The sequence below is a fragment of the Winslowiella arboricola genome (assembly GCF_025527015.1).
Classification (GTDB): domain Bacteria; phylum Pseudomonadota; class Gammaproteobacteria; order Enterobacterales; family Enterobacteriaceae; genus Erwinia; species Erwinia arboricola.
This window is the reverse complement of record NZ_JAODIM010000040.1, coordinates 168283-186568: the sequence shown is the minus strand read 5'-3', so window position 1 is coordinate 186568 and position 18286 is coordinate 168283. Positions and strand designations below refer to the sequence as shown.

The window sequence follows — 18286 nt, the reverse complement described above, 5'->3', positions numbered from 1 at the left end:
TTACTTCCCGGGAAAACGTTTACACATAAATTCAGTGTTGCGGAAAATGCAGGCTGATTCAAGCTGCGAGAATGCCAGCGGTGTCGCAAAGCCTGAGGAAAGATGGCGCTTTGTCCCCTGGTGCCGCTGAATGCGACCCGTATCACATAGCGGCTGACGGCGAAGGAAAAAATGATATGCTGGTGACAGATTTTTCCACCTGCATGCCGGACAACCGATGACAATTAAGAAAGTGCCACATCTCGCCCATTGGGGCGCGTTTACCGCCGTAACGGACAGCGGCAAGCTGACAGGCTGTGAGCCTTTTTTTGCTGACCAGGATCCGTCACCGATGCTTAACACCATCCCTGAACTGGTCTACTCCGGTAAACGTATCCGTAAACCGATGGTGCGTCGCTCCTGGCTGAAGTCGCGCGAAAACAGCGATCGCACCCTGCGCGGACGTGAAGACTTTGTTGAAGTGGACTGGGATACCGCCCTGGATCTGGTGGCTGAAGAGAACCGCCGGGTGCGCGATCGCTACGGCGCCTCGGGGATCTTTAACGGCTCTTACGGCTGGTCCTCTGCCGGGCGCGTCAACCACGCACGCACCCTGATTCGCCGCTTCTACTTTACCGGTGGCGGCGGCGTTGATCAGCTGGGCAACTACAGCTGGGGCGCGGCGCAGTTTTTCCTGCCGTATGTGATTGGCACCTATATGCCATTAACCGGGCGCGTTACCGACTGGCCAAATGTGGTGGAGCACTGCCAGCTGTTTGTCGCTTTTGGTGGATTAGCGCTGAAAAATGCTCAGGTCGCCTCCGGTGGCGCCGGACAACATAGTCTGAAACCGGCGCTGCAAAAACTGGCGGAGAAGGGCACAAGGGTGATCAATATCAGCCCGATGCGCGACGACTGCCCGGAATTTGTTAATGCTGAGTGGATCCCGATCCGTCCGAATACCGACGTGGCGCTGATGCTGGCGCTGGGTTATGAAATTGAACGCCGTGGCGCTGTCGATAATGCCTTCCTGCAGAGTCACTGCGTTGGCTACAGCGAGCTGCGCGCCTACCTGACCGGTGAGAGTGACGGCATCGCTAAAACGGTGGAGTGGGCCAGCGCCATTACCGGTATTCCGGCGGCGCGTATCGCGCAGCTGGCGCAACAGCTGATTGGTGTACGCAGCTTTATTACCTGCTCTTATGCGGTCCAGCGCGCGCATCGCGGCGAACAGCCGTACTGGATGATGATTGCGTTATCCTCAATGCTGGGTCAGCCGGGATTACCGGGCGGTGGTTTCTCCTTTGGTCATGGCTCGATGAACAGCGTCGGCAACCCGCGTGTCGAAGCGCCTGCGCCGCTGATGTCGACCGGGCCAAACCCGTCTGGGCTCTCTATTCCGGTGGCGCGTATCAGCGATATGCTGCTTAACCCGGGGCAGCCGTATACCTTCCAGGGCGAAACGCATCACTACCCTGATATTCATCTGGTGCACTGGGCGGGTGGTAATCCGTTCCACCATCATCAGCAGCTTAACCGCCTGGTTGAAGGCTGGCAGCGGCCGGATACGGTGATTGTGCAGGATATCGTCTGGACACCGGCGGCGCAGATGGCTGATATTGTGCTGCCCGTCACCACCACACTGGAACGTAATGATATTGGCGGCTCGTCGCGTGACCGCTATGTGTTAGCCATGCATCAGGCGATTAAACCGCAGCATCAGGCGCGTAACGACTTCGATATTTTTGCCGATATTGCCGATCGCCTCGGCTTCCGCGAGCAGTTCACTGAAAACCGCAATGAGATGCAGTGGATTGAGCACCTCTATCAGCAGTGCGCGGTAGCCCATGCCAGCAAAGGCGTGTACTGGCCGGAGTTTGATGAGTTCTGGCAGCGCGGGTATGTTGAAATCCCGCAGGGCGATAAGCCGTATATCTTTATGGAAGATTTCCGCCACGATCCGCAGGTTAATCCAATTAAAACCGCCAGCGGTAAAATCGAACTGTTCAGCAGCACCATTGCCGGTTATCAGCTGGATGACTTTGCCGGACACCCGGAGTGGCGGCCGCCGCAGGAGTGGCTGGGAGCGGAGATCAGCCGCGATTATCCGCTGCATATGATCTCAATTCAGCCGGGCGACCGTCTGCACAGCCAGCTGGATGCCACGCCAACCGTGCAGGCCAATAAAACCGCCGGACATGAAACGCTGTGGATGCATCCGCAGGATGCGGCCACCCGCGGCATCGGCGATGGTGAAGCGATTAAAGTCAGCAACGCACGCGGCGCGATGCTGGCTGGTGTGCGTCTGACGGACGGCGTGACGCCGGGCGTGGTGCTGATTTCCACCGGCGCCTGGTTTGACCCGGGCTTTGGTAAAGCCGAATGGCTGCCGTTTGATCGTGCCGGTAATCCGAATGTATTAACGCTGGATATCGGCACCTCATCGCTGACCCAGGGACCGAACGCCATGAGTTGCCTGGTCGAGATAGAAAGCGCCAATGATTGCAAAAAGAGAGAATAATCACATGGCTGGTTACACTTTGCGGTTAACTGTTGCGAATCATTGATGGCGGCCCATCAGCCGGACTTGCTAAATTTTAAGTCCCAGAGGTATTGATGGGTGAACATCAAAAAGTTTTATATGCTTGATTACACCAACCTGCGCAGATGCGCAGGTTTTTTTTGCCTGAAAAACAGCAATCATGAAATGAAACACAGTTTTCCTGTTAACTGTGCGGACGATTCTTTATAACCCGTTGTAAGACACTCCTTTAATTCAACTAAATAGAAAATGCCGCGACTAAAAAAAATTCTGGGTAAAGATCAGGTCAAAGCCTCGTTTAATCCTTTTCGCTTTCGCCTGCTCTGCGCGGGGGTATTTGGCTGTATGTTGCTGCTGCTGGGCTGGGTGGCCGATCTGCAACTGATTAACCATCCGATGCTCGAACATGAGGCCGATCAGCGTTCGCTGCGCACCGTAACGCTGCCGACCAACCGCGGCACCTTGCTCGATCGCAATGGCGAAGCGCTGGCGCTAAGCGTGCCTTCACGCGATGTTATCGCCGATCCAAAACGCGTACTCGAAGCACAGCCGGATTTCACCAGTGCCAAATGGCAATACCTCGGCAATGCGCTGAATCAGTCGCCTGACCAGATTGCGGCGCAGATTAATGCCAATCCTCAACGCCGTTTTCTTTTCCTCGGGCGCAAAATCGAACTGGGCATCGCCAAAGATATCAGCCAGCTGCATCTGAAAGGGATCTCCACTCAGTATAACGACAGCCGCTTTTATCCGATGAGTGAGGCGACTGCGCCGCTGCTGGGTATTGTCGGCACCGATAATAAAGGGCTGAACGGGCTGGAACATGGCTACGATAAGCTGTTACAGGGCGAGGCGGGCCATGAGCAGTATCGTCAGGACGGTGACGGCAATATTATCGCCATGATTGACTATCAGCCGCCGCAACAGCCGCCAACGGTGCAGTTGAGCATTGATAAATTTGACCAGTACACGATGTACACCAAACTGCGGGAAGGCGTGTTGCTGAATAAAGCCGATTCCGGTGCGGCGGTGCTGATTAAAATCGATACCGGTGAAGTGCTGGGTATGGCCTCTTACCCGTCGTTTAATCCAAATAACTTCGCCGATGTGTCACCGGCGCAGATGCGTAATGCGGCGATTAATGACAGCTTTGAGCCAGGCTCAACGGTTAAGCCGCTGGTGGTGATGGAAGGGCTGGAGCGCAAACTGGTACGCCCGGATTCGGTGCTGGATACCACGCCGTACCGGGTTAATGGTCACTTAATCCGTGATGTCGGCCACTGGCCGCGTTTGACGATGACCGGGATTTTGCAGAAATCGAGTGATATCGGCGTATCGCATATTGCGCTGGCGATGCCGGCGCAGGTGCTGGTCAATACCTTTAGTAACTTTGGCCTCGGCAAACCTACCGGGCTGGGGCTGAGTGGCGAGAGCGTCGGTTACTTCCCGCTGCATCGGCAGCGCTGGGCCGATATCGAGCGCGCCACCTTCTCCTTTGGCTATGGACTGCGCGTCACGCCGTTACAGATTGCCCGTGAATACGCCACGCTGGGGTCATTAGGCATCTACCGCCCGTTATCGATTACCAAAGTCACGCCGCCGGTGATCGGCACCCGGGTGGCGAACGCCGATACGGTAAAAGCGGTGATACATATGATGGAAAGCGATGCATTGCCTGGTGGCAGTGGGGTTCGCGCTGCTGTGCCGGGCTATCGTCTGGCGATTAAAACCGGTACCGCCGAGAAGATGGGGCCGGAAGGAAAATATGATGGTGGCTATATCAACTATACCGCCGGCGTGGCGCCAGCCAGTAATCCGCAGGTGGCGCTGGTGATTATGATTAACCATCCCACCGCGGGCGATCACTTTGGTGGCTCGGTGGCTGCGCCGGTATTTGGCAATATTATCGGCCCGGTATTAAAGCATATGAATGTGGCGCCGGATGCGCTGTACGGGCATGGTTAAGTCTGCAATCAATACGGGCGGCGAGAACGCCGTCATCACGGTTTGTGCAAATCATCAATACGGGCGGTTTATGTAGGGGCGGCGTTCTCGCCGCCCGCTTTATCAGATAATTCTCAATAAAATCAAAATGTAACGTCATGGTGGAGTATTCACACCTGCTTTCAATTCGACGGACTCATTTGCTTTTTGCCGCTGGTTTCAGTGGTGACCTGTTGAGAGGATAAGGGTCCCAGAGGTATTACTTGGTGAGAATGCAGCCTGCCCGTCAGGCTGACACCCTGTTCAGTTGCACCAACCCACGCAGATGTGTGGGTTTTTTTTGTCTGTTATCCATCATTTTGCACATTTCCCCCACATTTCGCCCAAACGTAGTGTTTCGCAAACATGCTTTACGCAAACTTAACACCGCTGGTTTAACGTCCAACTTATAATGCCTCTCTTTTGAGAATGATCATTCTCGTATTTTACTAAAATAACATCCAATCGAGAGTTCACCATGCAGCTAAAACGCCTCTCCGCGAGTGTGATTTTTTTGCTGGCCGCCTGCGACCAGAGTTCAACGCCAGCCACCAGCAACCCGGTCACTGAAGTCGGGATAGTGACCCTGCAGGCCGAGCCGGTCACGCTAATGACCCAGCTGCCCGGCCGTACCACCGCTGTCAGAAGCGCCGAAGTGCGTCCGCAGGTTAGCGGCATTATTACCCAGCGCCTGTTTACCGAAGGCGGCGAAGTCACTGCCGGTCAGCCGCTGTATCAAATCGATGCGGCCAGCTATCAGGCGGCGTATGACAAAGCGCAGGCGACGCTGACCAATGCCAGTATGCTGGCAAAACGCTATAAGCCGCTGGCGGCGGCGCATGCGATTAGCGGGCAAAGTTATGATGACGCGGTTGCGGCGGCGAAAGAGGCGCAGGCCGACCTGGAAACCGCACGCGTCAATCTTAACTACACCCGGGTGCGTGCGCCGATCTCCGGCCATATTGGCCGTTCGCTGTCAACCGAAGGGGCGCTGGTGACCGACGGGCAGAGCAGTTATCTCACCACCATTCAGCAGCTGGATCCGATCTATGTTGATGTCAGCGAGTCGTCGCAGGATCTGCTGCGTCAGCGCCGCGCGCTGGCCAGCGGTCAGCTGACGGCGGCGGGCGACAACGCCGCGGCGGTAAAACTGACGCTGGAAGATGGCTCCGAATATGCGCAGCAGGGCAAACTGGAGTTCTCTGAAGTCACGGTCAATGAAAGCACCGGCACCGTTACCATGCGCGCCTCTTTCCCCAATCCGCATAACGAATTGTTGCCCGGCATGTTTGTCCACGCCAGCTTCCCGCAGGGGATTGCCGCGCAGGGACTGCTGGTGCCGCAGCAGGCGATCGGCCATGACGTGAAAGGCAAACCTTACGTCTACGTAGTGAACGCAGACAGCACCGTGGCGCAGCGTACGGTGACCACCGGCGAAATGATGCAGGACAAATGGCTGGTCACCGCCGGGCTGAAAGCGGGCGAAAAAGTGGTGGTCAGCGGTCTGCAGTCGATTCGCAGTGGCGTAAAAGTCGATGCCAAAGAGAGCGATCTCAGCAGCACCCGGACTGCCGCCAATCTGACCACTACCGATGCCTCTGCGCAATAAGGGATAGCCGATGTCGAAGTTCTTTATCGAACGCCCCATTTTTGCCTGGGTGGTGGCGATTATTGTCATGCTGATTGGCGGCATCTCGATTCTGTCGCTGCCGATTAATCAGTACCCCAATATAGCGCCGACGGCGATCTCCGTCAGTGTGACTTATCCGGGCGCCAGTGCGGAAACCACACAAAACACCGTGGTGCAGGTGGTTGAGCAGCAGCTGAATGGTATCGATAACCTGCGCTATATCGAGTCGCAAAGTAACAGCGACGGCAGCGCCACCATTATTGTCACCTTCGATCAGGGCACCGATGCGGATATCGCCCAGGTCCAGGTGCAGAACAAAGTTTCGCTGGCGGAGTCGCAGCTGCCGACTGAAGTAACGCAGCAGGGCATCAATGTACGTAAATATCAGGCCAACTTTATGATGGTGGTCAGCCTGATTTCGCAGGACGGCAAACTCAGTAATGGCGATCTCGCCAACCTGCTGGTGTCGAAACTGGAAGATCCGATCGCCCGTAGCAAAGGGGTGGGTGACTTTATGGTGATGGGGTCGGAATACGCGATGCGGATCTGGCTCGATCCGGCAAAACTGTTTAAATATCAGTTAATCCCCAGCGATGTGACTACTGCGATCAGTCAGCAAAACGTGCAGGTCTCCTCCGGTAAACTGGCGGGACTGCCGACGGTGCAGGCAGCGAAAACCAGCGCCACCATTATTGGTAAAACCCGTCTGCAATCGGTGCAGCAGTTTGACAATATCCTGCTGAAAGTGAACAGCGACGGTTCCCAGGTGCGACTCAGCGATGTGGCGAAGGTGGATCTGGGGCCGCAGGATTACAGCATCTCCGCCACTTATAACGGTAAGGCGTCAGCCGGTATCGCACTGCGTCTGGCCAGTGGCGCTAATCTGCTGGATGCCACTTCGGCGGTGCGAGACACGGTTAATAACCTGAAATCCAGCCTGCCGGATGGCGTGGATGTCGCTTTCCCTTATGACACGTCCCCGGTGGTCAGCGCCTCGATTGAAGAGGTGGTGAAAACCCTGTTTGAAGCCATTGCGCTGGTATTTGTGGTGATGCTGGTATTCCTGCAAAACCTGCGCGCCACGCTGGTCACCACCATGGTGGTGCCGGTGGTGCTGCTGGGCACCTTCGGTATTCTTGCCGCCTGTGGTTACTCAATTAACACCCTGACGATGTTTGGCATGGTGCTGGCTATCGGCCTGCTGGTCGATGACGCAATTGTGGTGGTGGAGAACGTCGAGCGCGTGATGCATGAAGAAGGGCTCGATCCGAAACAGGCCACCATCAAGTCGATGACGCAAATCCAGGGCGCGCTGTTTGGTATTGCGCTGGTGCTGTCGGCGGTGCTGCTGCCGATGGCGTTCTTCAGCGGTTCTACCGGGGTTATCTATCGTCAGTTCTCGATCACTATCGTCTCCGCGATGGCGCTGTCGGTGCTGATGGCGCTGACCTTTACCCCGGCGCTATGCGCCACCCTTCTCAGAACCCGTGCTGCTGAGCATAAAACCACCGGCCTGGCGGGCTGGTTCAACCGGAAGTTTGACGCCGGTACGCTGCGCTATACAAACAGCGTCGGTACGGTAATTTCACGACGTAATCTGTTCCTGGTGATCTACTTAGGCATTATCGTGGCCACCGGTTATCTGTTTACCCGTGTGCCGACCTCCTTCCTGCCCGCCGAAGATCAGGGCGTGATGATGATGCAGGTCACCTTGCCGGCCAATGCTTCCGCTGAGCGCACCCAGCAGGTGCTGGATGAGATGGGCGACTGGCTGCTGACAAAAGAGTCCGACAGCGTCAGCTCGGTGTTTGCGGTCAATGGTTTTAGCTTCTCGGGTCGTGGTCAGAATAGCGCGATGGCGTTTGTGAAGCTAAAAGACTGGAGCCAGCGTGGCAGCGATCAGTCGGTAGAGCTGCTGGCGCAGCGCGCGATGAGCCATTTTGCCACCCTGAAGGACGCCAAAGCCTTTGCGCTGGTGCCACCGGCGGTGATGGAGCTGGGTAACGCCACCGGCTTTGACTTCTTCCTGCAGGACAGCAAAAACCAGGGCCATGAAAAGCTGATGGCGGCGCGTAACCAGTTCCTGCAACTGGCGGCGCAGGATAAACGCCTGACGGCGACACGCCCGAATGGCATGGAAGATGAGCCGCAGTATCAGCTGGAAATTGATGATGAACGCGCCCGCGCCCTTGGACTGAGCCTGGAAGATATCAATGACACACTGTCGGCGGCCTGGGGTTCCAGCTACGTAAACCAGTTTATGTATCAGGGCCGCGTGAAGAAGGTCTATATCCAGGGCAACGCCGGTTCGAGGGTGACACCGGAAGATATGAACAAGTGGTATTTCCGCAACAGCAGCGGCGATATGGTGCCATTCTCCGCCTTTGGCAGTGGCAAATGGGGCTATGGTTCGCCGCGCTTCGAACGCTTTAACGGCCTCCCGGCGGTAGAGATTATGGGCTCGCCAGCCAGCGGTTACAGTTCTGGCGATGCGGTCAGCGCGGTAAAAGAGATTGCGGCGAAACTGCCTGCCGGTTATGCGGTGTCATGGCATGGCCTCTCCTTTGAAGAGCAGCTCTCCGGTTCACAGACGCCAGCGCTGTACAGCTTGTCAATTCTGGTGGTGTTCCTCTGCCTGGCGGCGCTGTATGAGAGCTGGGCGATCCCGTTCTCGGTGCTGCTGGTGATCCCGCTGGGCGTGCTTGGCACCATCGCGGCGGTACTGATGCGTGGCCTGCAAAATGATGTGTTCTTCCAGGTTGGCTTGCTGACCACCATCGGACTGGCAGCGAAAAACGCCATTCTGATCGTTGAGTTCGCCAAAGAACTGCATGAGAAAGAGGGGAAAGGACTGGTGGAAGCGGCGATCGACGCGGCCAAAATGCGTATTCGCCCGATCATTATGACCTCGATGGCCTTTGTGCTTGGCGTGTTGCCACTGATGTTATCGCATGGCGCCGGTGCCGGCAGTCAGCACTCGATCGGCACTGCGGTGGTCGGTGGCATGATTACGGCGACTTTCCTCGCCATTTTCTTTGTGCCGATGTTCTACGTGGTGGTGGCGCAGCGCTTTGCCGGTAACAAAACCGCCCATTCTGAGGATAATAATAATGATTAAAACAACCTTATCGCTGGCAATTGGCATCCTGCTGGCCGGTTGTAGTTTACAGCCCGATTATCAGCAACCAACACTGCCGGTCGACAGTCAGTATCACGCAGCAGCCGCGCAGCAAGCGGGTAACGGCGCCGATATCGCCTGGCAGAACTTCTTTACCGATCCGGTGATGAAGCAGCTGATTAGCCTGGCGCTGGAGAATAATCGCGATCTGCGCGTGGCGGCGCTCAATGTCGATGTGGCGCGCTCGCAGGTGCAGATTGATCGCGCCGCGCTGCTGCCGACGGTATCGCTGTCTGGCAGTGAGACGGCGCAGCATCTGCCCGGCAATCTCTACAGCACCAAAAGTTCCGGGCCGGTGACTTATCACCAGTTTGATACCAGCCTTGGCGTAACCTCATGGGAACTGGATTTCTTTGGCCGCTTGCGCAGTCTGCGCGACCAGGCACTGGAGAGTTATCTGGCAACTGACGCCACTCAGCGCGCAACGCGTATCAGCCTGATTTCCGAAGTGGCCTCCGGCTATCTGTCGCTCTGCGCGGATAATGCGTTGCTGAAACTGGCGCAGCAGACGGTGCAGAGCCAGCAGGCTTCGTACGATCTGACCAAACGTAGCTTTGATGCCGGTGTCAGTAGTGATCAGGAGCTGGCGCAGGCAGAAACCTCGGTGCGCAGTGCGCAGGCGGATGTCGCCTCGTATACCCGCCAGGTGCGGAAGGATGTGAATGCCTTAACGCTGCTGGCCGGTACACGCCTGCCGTCAGGTTTGCTGGCTAACGCCGAACTGGAAAAAGCCTGGAGCTTCCCGGCCACCCCGGCGGGTCTGCCGTCGGATCTGCTGACGCGGCGCCCGGATATTATCTCGGCGGAACATACGCTAAAAGCGGCGAATGCCAATATCGGCGCGGCGCGTGCGGCCTTCTTCCCCAGCATCAGCCTGACGGCATCCGGTGGTTCGTCGAGCAACAGCTTAGGCCATCTGCTGGAGGGCGGCACTGCGGCCTGGTCGTTTGGCCCGTCAGTTAACCTGCCAATTTTTGACGGCGGGGTGAATCAGGCTAACCTTGATGTGGCCCGGTTGCAGAAGCGCATCGAAGTCGCTAACTATGAGAAAGCGATTCAGACCGCTTTCGAGGAAGTGGGTGATGCGCTGGCCGGTGAGGATACGTGGAAAGCGGAGTTGCAGGCGCGTCAGCAGGATCTGGCAGCTAACCAGCGCTATTACCACTATGCCGAAATCCGTTTCCAGCAGGGAGTCGATAACTATCTTAATGTGCTGGTCGCGCAGCGTTCGTTGTATAGTGCGCAGCAGGCAGCGATTAGTGCTCAGCTGGGACAGCTTAATCAGCAGGTTACACTGTATAAAGCGCTGGGTGGTGGCTGGAAGTCTTGATTGCTTTCGCAATCCTTACACTCTGAGCATAGAAATTAATCAGCCACCCAGATGATAATGTATCGCAATTATCCCTGTCATATTTCTGGCTGCATCTTTGTTGGCTGCGCGGGCGGCGTTAACGCCGCCCCTACAGGATGACTTAACTCATTTTATTTGATTAAAAGAATCTCATGACCTTCACCGCTAAAAAATCCCTGTTCCGCCGCATCCTGTTGGTTGTGATTCTGTTATTGATTATTGCCGCGCTGGCGTGGCGCTTCTGGCCCACCGGTCAGCAGACGGCGGGAGGTGCACCCGGTGGCCCTGGCGGGCCAGGCATGATGACGGGCGGCAGCACGCCGGTGCATAGCGGTGAGGTTACGCTGGCCGATGTGCCGGTCTATCTGAATGCGCTGGGCACGGTGATTCCGAATGCCAGCGTCACGGTCACCAGCCGCGTGGACGGGCAGCTGACCAAAGTGCTGTTTACCGAAGGTCAGCAAGTGAAAGCCGGACAGCTGCTGGCGCAGATCGATCCGCGCAGCTACCAGGCCACCATGGCGCAGTATCAGGGCACGCTGGCAGAAAATCAGGCGCTGCTGAAAAGCGCCGAACTGACGCTGAAACGTTATCAGAAGCTGTTTGCCCAGGACTCGCTGGCGCGTCAGGACCTCGATAGCCAGATCGCCACCGTTGGTCAGTATCGCGGCACTATCAAAGCGGCGCAGGCGCAGATTGATGCGGCAAAGCTGGATATTGAATATGCCAGCATCACTTCGCCAATCAGTGGCCGCGCCGGTTTACGGCTGGTGGATGCCGGCAATATGGTGCACAGCAGCGATACCACCGGCATTGTCACCATCACGCAAACCCAGCCTGCCGCCGTCACCTTTAGCGTGCCGCAAAGCAATGTTCCGCTGCTGGCGAAAGCGCTGCATAACGGCCAGACGCTGCCCGCCACCGCCTTTGACCAGGATGGCAGTACGCAGCTGGAGCAGGGCGCAGTGCAGTTTATGAGTAACTCAATCAATACCGATACCGGCAGCGTTGAGCTGAAAGCGACCTTCGCCAATCAGGATGATGCGCTGTATCCCAATCAGTTTGTCAATGTGCGTCTGCAAACCGGCACGCTGAAGCAGGCGACGGTGATCCCGGCGCAGGCGTTACAACTGAGCAGCGATGGCAGCTTTGTCTATCTGATTAAGCAGGACAACACCGTCAGCCGCACCGCGGTGCAAACCGGCCCCACCTTTGGTGAAGATAAACAGGCGATCCTCTCCGGCGTCAAAGCGGGCGATCGGGTAGTGACTGAGGGCATCGACCGTCTGTCGAACGGCAGCAAAGTTGAGCTGGTCAGTGCGCAGCAGACCAAAGCAGCAGGCGGGAGCGCACAGGCGCAATGAATCCTTCGCGTATTTTTATCGAACGTCCGGTCGCCACCATCCTGCTGATGGTGGGGGTATTACTCTCCGAGCTGTTTGCTTATCGTTTTCTCTCCACCTCGGCGCTGCCGCAGGTGGATTATCCGACCATTCAGGTCACCACCCTCTATCCCGGCGCCAGCCCGGATGTCATGGCCTCATCGGTCACGGCGCCGCTGGAACGCCAGCTGGGGCAGATGGCGGGACTCAGCCAGATGACCTCCAGCAGCTCCAGTGGATCGTCAGTTATTACGCTGAAGTTCTCGCTGGAACTGTCGCTGGATGTGGCGGAGCAGGAAGTGCAGGCGGCGATTAATGCCGCCGATAGCCTGTTACCGAGCGATCTGCCGAATCCGCCAACCTATAAAAAGGTTAACCCGGCAGATAGCGCGGTGATCACCCTGGCGGCGACCTCCGATACCCTGCCGCTGACCAAAGTGCAGGATCTGGTGAATACCCGTATTGCGCTGAAGCTGTCGCAAATTTCCGGCGTCGGTATGGTGACACTGGCGGGCGGCCATCAGCCAGCAATCCGCGTGCAGATGGACCCGAAAGCGCTGGCGGCCCATGGTCTGACGCTGGAAGACGTCAATACCCTGATCGGCAACAGTAACGTTAATGGCTCGAAAGGCGGCTTTGATGGCAAATACCATTCGGTGACCATTGATGCCAACGATCAGCTGCGCACCGCAGAAGAGTACGGCAACCTGATTCTGACATACCAGAATGGCGCGGCGCTCAGGCTGCACGATATCGCGCAGATTTCTGAGGCGGCGGAGAACAGCTATCAGTCGGCATGGGCGAACCGCAATCCGGCGATTGTGATTAGCGTGCAGCGCCAGCCGGGCGCTAATGTGATTTCGGTGGTGGATAATATTAAGGCCCAGCTGCCGACTTTGCAGGCGGCGCTGCCGGATGGCGTTAAGGTGCAGATCCTGTCGGATCGCACCCAGACCATCCGCGCCTCCATCAGCGATGTGCAGTTTGAACTGATGCTGTCGATTGCGTTGGTGGTAATGGTCACTTTCCTGTTCCTGCGTAATGTGGCGGCGACGCTGATCCCCAGCGTGGCGGTGCCGCTGTCGCTGGTCGGCACCTTTGGCGTGATGTATCTGTGCGACTTCAGCCTGAATAACCTGTCGCTGATGGCGCTGACCGTCGCCACCGGTTTTGTTATCGATGATGCGATTGTGGTGGTGGAGAATATTTCGCGGCGGCTGGAAGAGGGCGAAACCCCGATGCAGGCGGCGTTAAAAGGCTCGGCGCAGATCGGCTTTACCATTATCTCGCTAACGTTCTCGCTGATTGCGGTGCTGATCCCGCTGCTGTTTATGGGCGACGTGGTCGGGCGTCTGTTCCGCGAATTCGCTATTACGCTGGCGGTGGCGATTCTGGTGTCGATGCTGGTGTCATTAACCTTGACGCCGATGCTTTGCGCTTATCTGCTGCGCCATATTCCTGAACATCGACAGAGCCGTTTCTACCGTAAAGGCGGCCAGTTTTTCGATCTGCTGGTGCGCGGCTATGACCGCATGCTGACGGTGGTGCTGAATCATCAGCGTATTACGCTGCTGGTGGCGCTGGCGACGCTGGCGCTGACCGCACTGCTGTACCTGGTGATCCCTAAAGGCTTTTTCCCGGCGCAGGACACCGGGCTGATTCAGGGAGTGACCGTTGCCTCGCAGGATGTCTCATTTGGCGAGATGGCGAAGCGCCAGCAGCGGCTGGCGGATATTATTCTGCAGAACCCGGCGGTTGACAGCCTCTCCTCGACCGTCGGCATTGACGGCAATAACACCAGCCTTAACAGCGGGCGTTTGCAGATAAACCTGAAGTCATTTGATGAGCGTGACGAACGCGCCGATGCGGTTATCGCCGAGCTAAAACAGGCGACGCAGCAGGTGCCGGGTATTCAGCTGTATCTGCAGTCGTCGCAGGATCTGACCGTTAATGATCAGGTGACGCCGAGCCAGTATCAGTTCACCCTCGATGATGCCGACAGCGAGAGCCTGGTCGCGTGGTCACCACAGCTGGTGGCGGCGATGCAGAAGCGTCCCGAGTTTAACGCGGTGGTCAGCAATCTGCAGGATCAGGGACAGGTGGCCTATGTCGAGCTGAACCGCGATGCGGCGGCGCGCTACGGCATTACCGCTTCCGATGTCGATACTGCGTTGTACAACGCTTTTGGTCAGCGCCTGGTATCGACCATTTTTACCCAGTCGAATCAGTATCGCGTGGTGCTGGAAGTGCAGCCGCAATACCAGCAGTCACCGGCGTCATTTGATGATATCTGGCTGGCCAGCAGCAGCTCGTCGTCATCGGACAGCTCGACGACCAGTTCCAGCTCTTCGACCTCCTCCACGACGGCCAGCAGCGGTATGGTCAGGCTGACATCGATCGCCAAAATCCATCAGCGCACCGGCTCGCTGGTGCATATGCGTCTCAATCAGTTCTCCGCGGTGACCGTCTCGTTTAACCTTAACGAAGGCTATTCGTTAGAGCAGGGACAGCAGGCAATTGCCGATATCAGCAAGGATCTGGCGCAACCTGCCAGTATCACGCTGCGCTACCAGGGCGAAGCGGCGTCATTCCAGAGCGCCACCAGCAATACGCTATGGCTGATTCTGGCGGCGCTGCTGACTATGTATGTGGTGCTGGGCATTCTGTATGAGAGCTTTATCCATCCGGTCACCATTCTGTCGACCCTGCCGTCGGCGGCGGTGGGCGCGCTGTTGACCCTGCTGCTGGCGGATACCGAATTCAGCCTGATCGCGCTGATTGGCGTGATCCTGCTGATCGGTATTGTGAAAAAGAACGCGATTATGATGATCGACTTTGCGCTGGAAGCGGAGAATAAGCAGCATCTCAGCCCGCGCGAAGCGATCCATCAGGCCTGTTTACTGCGCTTCCGTCCGATTCTGATGACCACCATGGCGGCGCTGCTCGGTGCGCTGCCGCTGATGCTGGCGCAGGGATCCGGTGCAGAGCTGCGTCAGCCGCTGGGGCTGGTGATTGTCGGCGGGCTGATCTTCAGCCAGGTGCTGACGCTGTTCTCCACGCCAGTGATCTATCTGTGGTTTGACGGTTTGTCACAACGTAGCAAGCGCTATCTGCGTAACGCGCAGCAGCGGAGAGGCGAATGAATATCGTCAAGCTGTTTATCTTCCGCCCGGTTGCCACGCTGCTGTTAACCCTTGCGCTGCTGTTACTGGGCGCGCTGGGCTATCGTCTGCTGCCGGTAGCGCCGCTGCCGCAGGTGGATTTTCCGACGATTATGGTTTCCGCCAGCCTGGCGGGCGCCAGCCCGGAAACCATGGCGGCGACGGTGGCGACGCCGCTGGAACGCGCGCTCGGCCAGATCGCCGGCATTACCGAAATGAGCTCCAGCAGCTCGCAAGGGTCGACCAACGTTATTTTGCAGTTTGAGCTAAGCCGCGATATTAACGGCGCGGCGCGCGATGTGCAGGGGGCGATCAATGCCGCACGCAGTCTGCTGCCGAGCAGCATGGCGTCGCTGCCGACTTATCGCAAAGCCAACCCGTCGGATGCGCCCATTGTGATGCTGGCGCTGACTTCTTCAGAAGTGAGCAATGGCGAGCTATACGATCTCGCTTCCAGCAAAATTAAACAGAAAATTGCCCAGGTGCAGGGCGTCGGAGAAGTGTCGCTGGTGGGCAGCGCGCTGCCTGCGGTACGCATCGATCTGCAACCGCAGCAGCTGACCCATTTTGGCGTCTCGCTGGATACGGTGCGCAGCGCCATCGCCAACAGCACCACTAATCTGCCCAAGGGGATGCTGGAAGGCAATAACCAGTCGTGGGTGGTGGACAGCAATGGCCAGCTGGACAGCGCCAGCCAGTATCGCAACCTGGTGGTGAGCTATCAGAGCGGCCGCGCCATTCACCTCAGTGATGTGGCGACGGTGTATGACTCGGTGGAAGATAAATATAACGTCGGGTACTACAACCAGACGCCATCGGTGATGCTCGGTGTGACGCGCTCGGCTGGCGCCAATATGCTGGAAACCATTGATGCGATTAAGGCGCAGCTGCCTGCGTTGCAAAAGGATCTGCCGGGCGATGTCAGCCTGAAGATTGTGGTCGACCGCTCACCGAATATCCGCGCCTCGCTGTATGACACCGAAGAGACGCTGCTGATTGCCATCGCGCTGGTGATTGGCGTGGTATTTGTCTTTCTGCGCAATCTGCGCGCGCTGATTATCCCGGCGGTAGCGCTGCCGGTTTCGTTAATTGGCACCTGTGCGGTGATGTATCTGCTGGATTACAGCCTTGATAACCTGTCGCTGATGGCGCTGATTATCGCCACCGGCTTTGTCGTCGATGATGCAATTGTGGTGCTGGAAAATATCACCCGCTATATCGAAGAGGGACTCAGTCCGGTGCGCGCCTCGCTGAAAGGGGCGCAGGAAGTGAGCTTTACCGTGCTGTCGATGACGCTGTCGCTGGTGGCGGTGTTTATTCCGATTCTGCTGATGGGCAGCATTGTCGGACGACTGTTCCGCGAATTTGCCGTGACGCTGACGGTGTCGCTGATTATCTCAATGCTGGTATCGCTCAGCCTGACGCCGATGCTCTGTTCACGGCTGCTGCGGCGTAAGCCGAAAGTCACCGCGCGTCCGCATCCGGTTTATCAGTGGATTGAAAACCGCCTGAACGGGCTGCTGGCGGCCTATGCGGCGGCGCTGAACTGGGTAATGCGTCATCAGCGTCTGACGCTGTTCAGTCTGATCCTGACGATTATCCTGAATGTCTTTCTCTATTCGGTGGTACAGAAGGGCTTCTTCCCTAACCAGGATACCGGCCTGCTGATGGGCATGCTGCGCGCCGATCAAAATATCTCGTTCCAGGCGATGCAGCCGAAACTCAAAACCTTCGCCAAAATGATTCAGGAGGATCCGGCGGTTGATGGTGTGATGTCATCTATCGGCAGCGGTGCTTTTGGTTCGCGTAACAGCGCCAACTTCTTTGTCCATCTGAAAGCGTTCGATCAGCGTGACGCCAATGCGACCGAAGTGGCTAACCGCTTAAGCGCCAAAGCGCGCAATATTCCCGGCGTCGAACTGTTTCTGATGGCGGCGCAGGATATCCATATCGGCGGACGCAGCGCCAATGCACAGTATCAGTACAGCCTGCAGGCTGACGATCTCGATACCCTGCGCATCTGGACACCAAAAGTGAAAGCGGCGCTGGAGAAGATCCCGCAGCTGACCAGCGTTGACTCCGATTCGCAGACCGGCGGGCAGGAGGTGATGATCACTATCGATCGTGAGCGCGCCACCCGGCTCGGCGTCGACGTCAATATGGTCGATACCCTGCTGAATAATGCCTTCAGCCAGCGCCAGGTGGCGACCCTGTATCAGACGCTGAATCAGTATCATGTGGTGATGACGCTGGATGAGAAGTACACCCGCGATCCGGCAATGCTGAATCAGCTGTTTGTGGTTAATGACAATGGCGATCAGGTGCCGCTTTCCGCCTTTGCCAGCTTTAGCGGCGGCAATTCACCGCTGTCGGTATCGCATCAGGGGCAGTCGGCCACCAGCACTATCGCCTTTAACCTCGCCGATGGCGTTTCGCTGGAGCAGGCGCAGGCGCTGATCAAAACCGCGATGGCGCAAATTGCCCTGCCGGATACGATCCAGGCCGGTTTCCAGGGTACGGCGAAAGCCTTTTCTGAGCTGACCTCCTCAATGCCATGGTTGATTCTGGCGGCGCTGGCGGCGGTATATATCGTGCTGGGCATGCTGTATGAGAGCTATATCCATCCGCTGACTATCCTGTCGACGCTGCCTTCGGCCGGTGTCGGGGCGCTGTTGCTGCTGCTGCTGACCAATACTCAGCTAACGGTGATCGCGCTGATCGGTATTTTGCTGCTGATTGGCATCGTGAAAAAGAACGCGATTATGATGATCGATTTTGCGCTGGCCGCCGAGCGCCAGCAGGGCATGACGCCGCAGCAGGCGATCACGCAAGCCTGTCTGATGCGCTTCCGCCCCATCATGATGACCACCCTGGCGGCCTTTTTCGGCGCACTGCCGCTGGCGCTGGGCAGCGGCGGCGATGCCGACCTGCGCAGCCCGCTTGGCTTAGCCATCGCTGGCGGCCTGGCGCTCAGCCAGTTACTTACGCTGTTCACCACGCCGGTGGTGTACCTCTATCTTGATCGCGCCAGTCGCGCCACTAAACGTCAGTGGCAACGACTGCGCCATGCTGAATAATTG

The 18286-nt window shown here is 57.2% G+C and carries 8 protein-coding genes; all 8 read left to right on the top strand.

All coding sequences use genetic code 11. The features are described from left to right. The first annotated feature begins 217 nt into the window (after nucleotides 1–217). The 8 genes from N5923_RS10705 (at nucleotide 218) to N5923_RS10670 (ending at nucleotide 18283) form a co-directional block, all read left to right on the top strand. Nucleotides 218–2500 (top strand): molybdopterin guanine dinucleotide-containing S/N-oxide reductase, encoded by a 2283-nt coding sequence (locus N5923_RS10705; protein WP_267143899.1) that lies wholly within the window; start codon nucleotides 218–220, stop codon nucleotides 2498–2500. Nucleotides 2501–2770: 270 nt separating this feature from the next. Continuing rightward, the gene (locus tag N5923_RS10700; protein ID WP_267143900.1) at nucleotides 2771–4486 is read left to right on the top strand and encodes a penicillin-binding transpeptidase domain-containing protein; all 1716 of its coding nucleotides are present in this window, start codon (nucleotides 2771–2773) and stop codon (nucleotides 4484–4486) included. Nucleotides 4487–4982: 496 nt separating this feature from the next. Beyond that, on the top strand, nucleotides 4983–6113 hold the full coding sequence (locus tag N5923_RS10695; RefSeq protein WP_267143901.1) for an efflux RND transporter periplasmic adaptor subunit: 1131 nt from the start codon (nucleotides 4983–4985) through the stop codon (nucleotides 6111–6113). 10 nt (nucleotides 6114–6123) lie between these two features. Then, the gene (locus N5923_RS10690) at nucleotides 6124–9252 is read left to right on the top strand and encodes an efflux RND transporter permease subunit (RefSeq protein ID WP_267143902.1); all 3129 of its coding nucleotides are present in this window, start codon (nucleotides 6124–6126) and stop codon (nucleotides 9250–9252) included. Beyond that, nucleotides 9245–10642 (top strand): efflux transporter outer membrane subunit, encoded by a 1398-nt coding sequence (locus N5923_RS10685; protein WP_267143903.1) that lies wholly within the window; start codon nucleotides 9245–9247, stop codon nucleotides 10640–10642. The genes N5923_RS10690 and N5923_RS10685 overlap by 8 nt, the downstream gene beginning before the upstream one ends. A 173-nt stretch (nucleotides 10643–10815) precedes the next feature. Then, nucleotides 10816–12027, top strand: a complete 1212-nt coding sequence (locus N5923_RS10680; protein WP_267143904.1) for an MdtA/MuxA family multidrug efflux RND transporter periplasmic adaptor subunit — start codon at nucleotides 10816–10818, stop codon at nucleotides 12025–12027. Further along, the gene (locus tag N5923_RS10675) at nucleotides 12024–15188 is read left to right on the top strand and encodes a multidrug efflux RND transporter permease subunit (RefSeq protein ID WP_267143905.1); all 3165 of its coding nucleotides are present in this window, start codon (nucleotides 12024–12026) and stop codon (nucleotides 15186–15188) included. The genes N5923_RS10680 and N5923_RS10675 overlap by 4 nt, the downstream gene beginning before the upstream one ends. Beyond that, a complete protein-coding gene (locus N5923_RS10670) occupies nucleotides 15185–18283 on the top strand; it encodes a multidrug efflux RND transporter permease subunit (RefSeq protein ID WP_267143906.1) in 3099 nt (1032 codons plus the stop codon). The genes N5923_RS10675 and N5923_RS10670 overlap by 4 nt, the downstream gene beginning before the upstream one ends. Nucleotides 18284–18286: the final 3 nt, after the last annotated feature.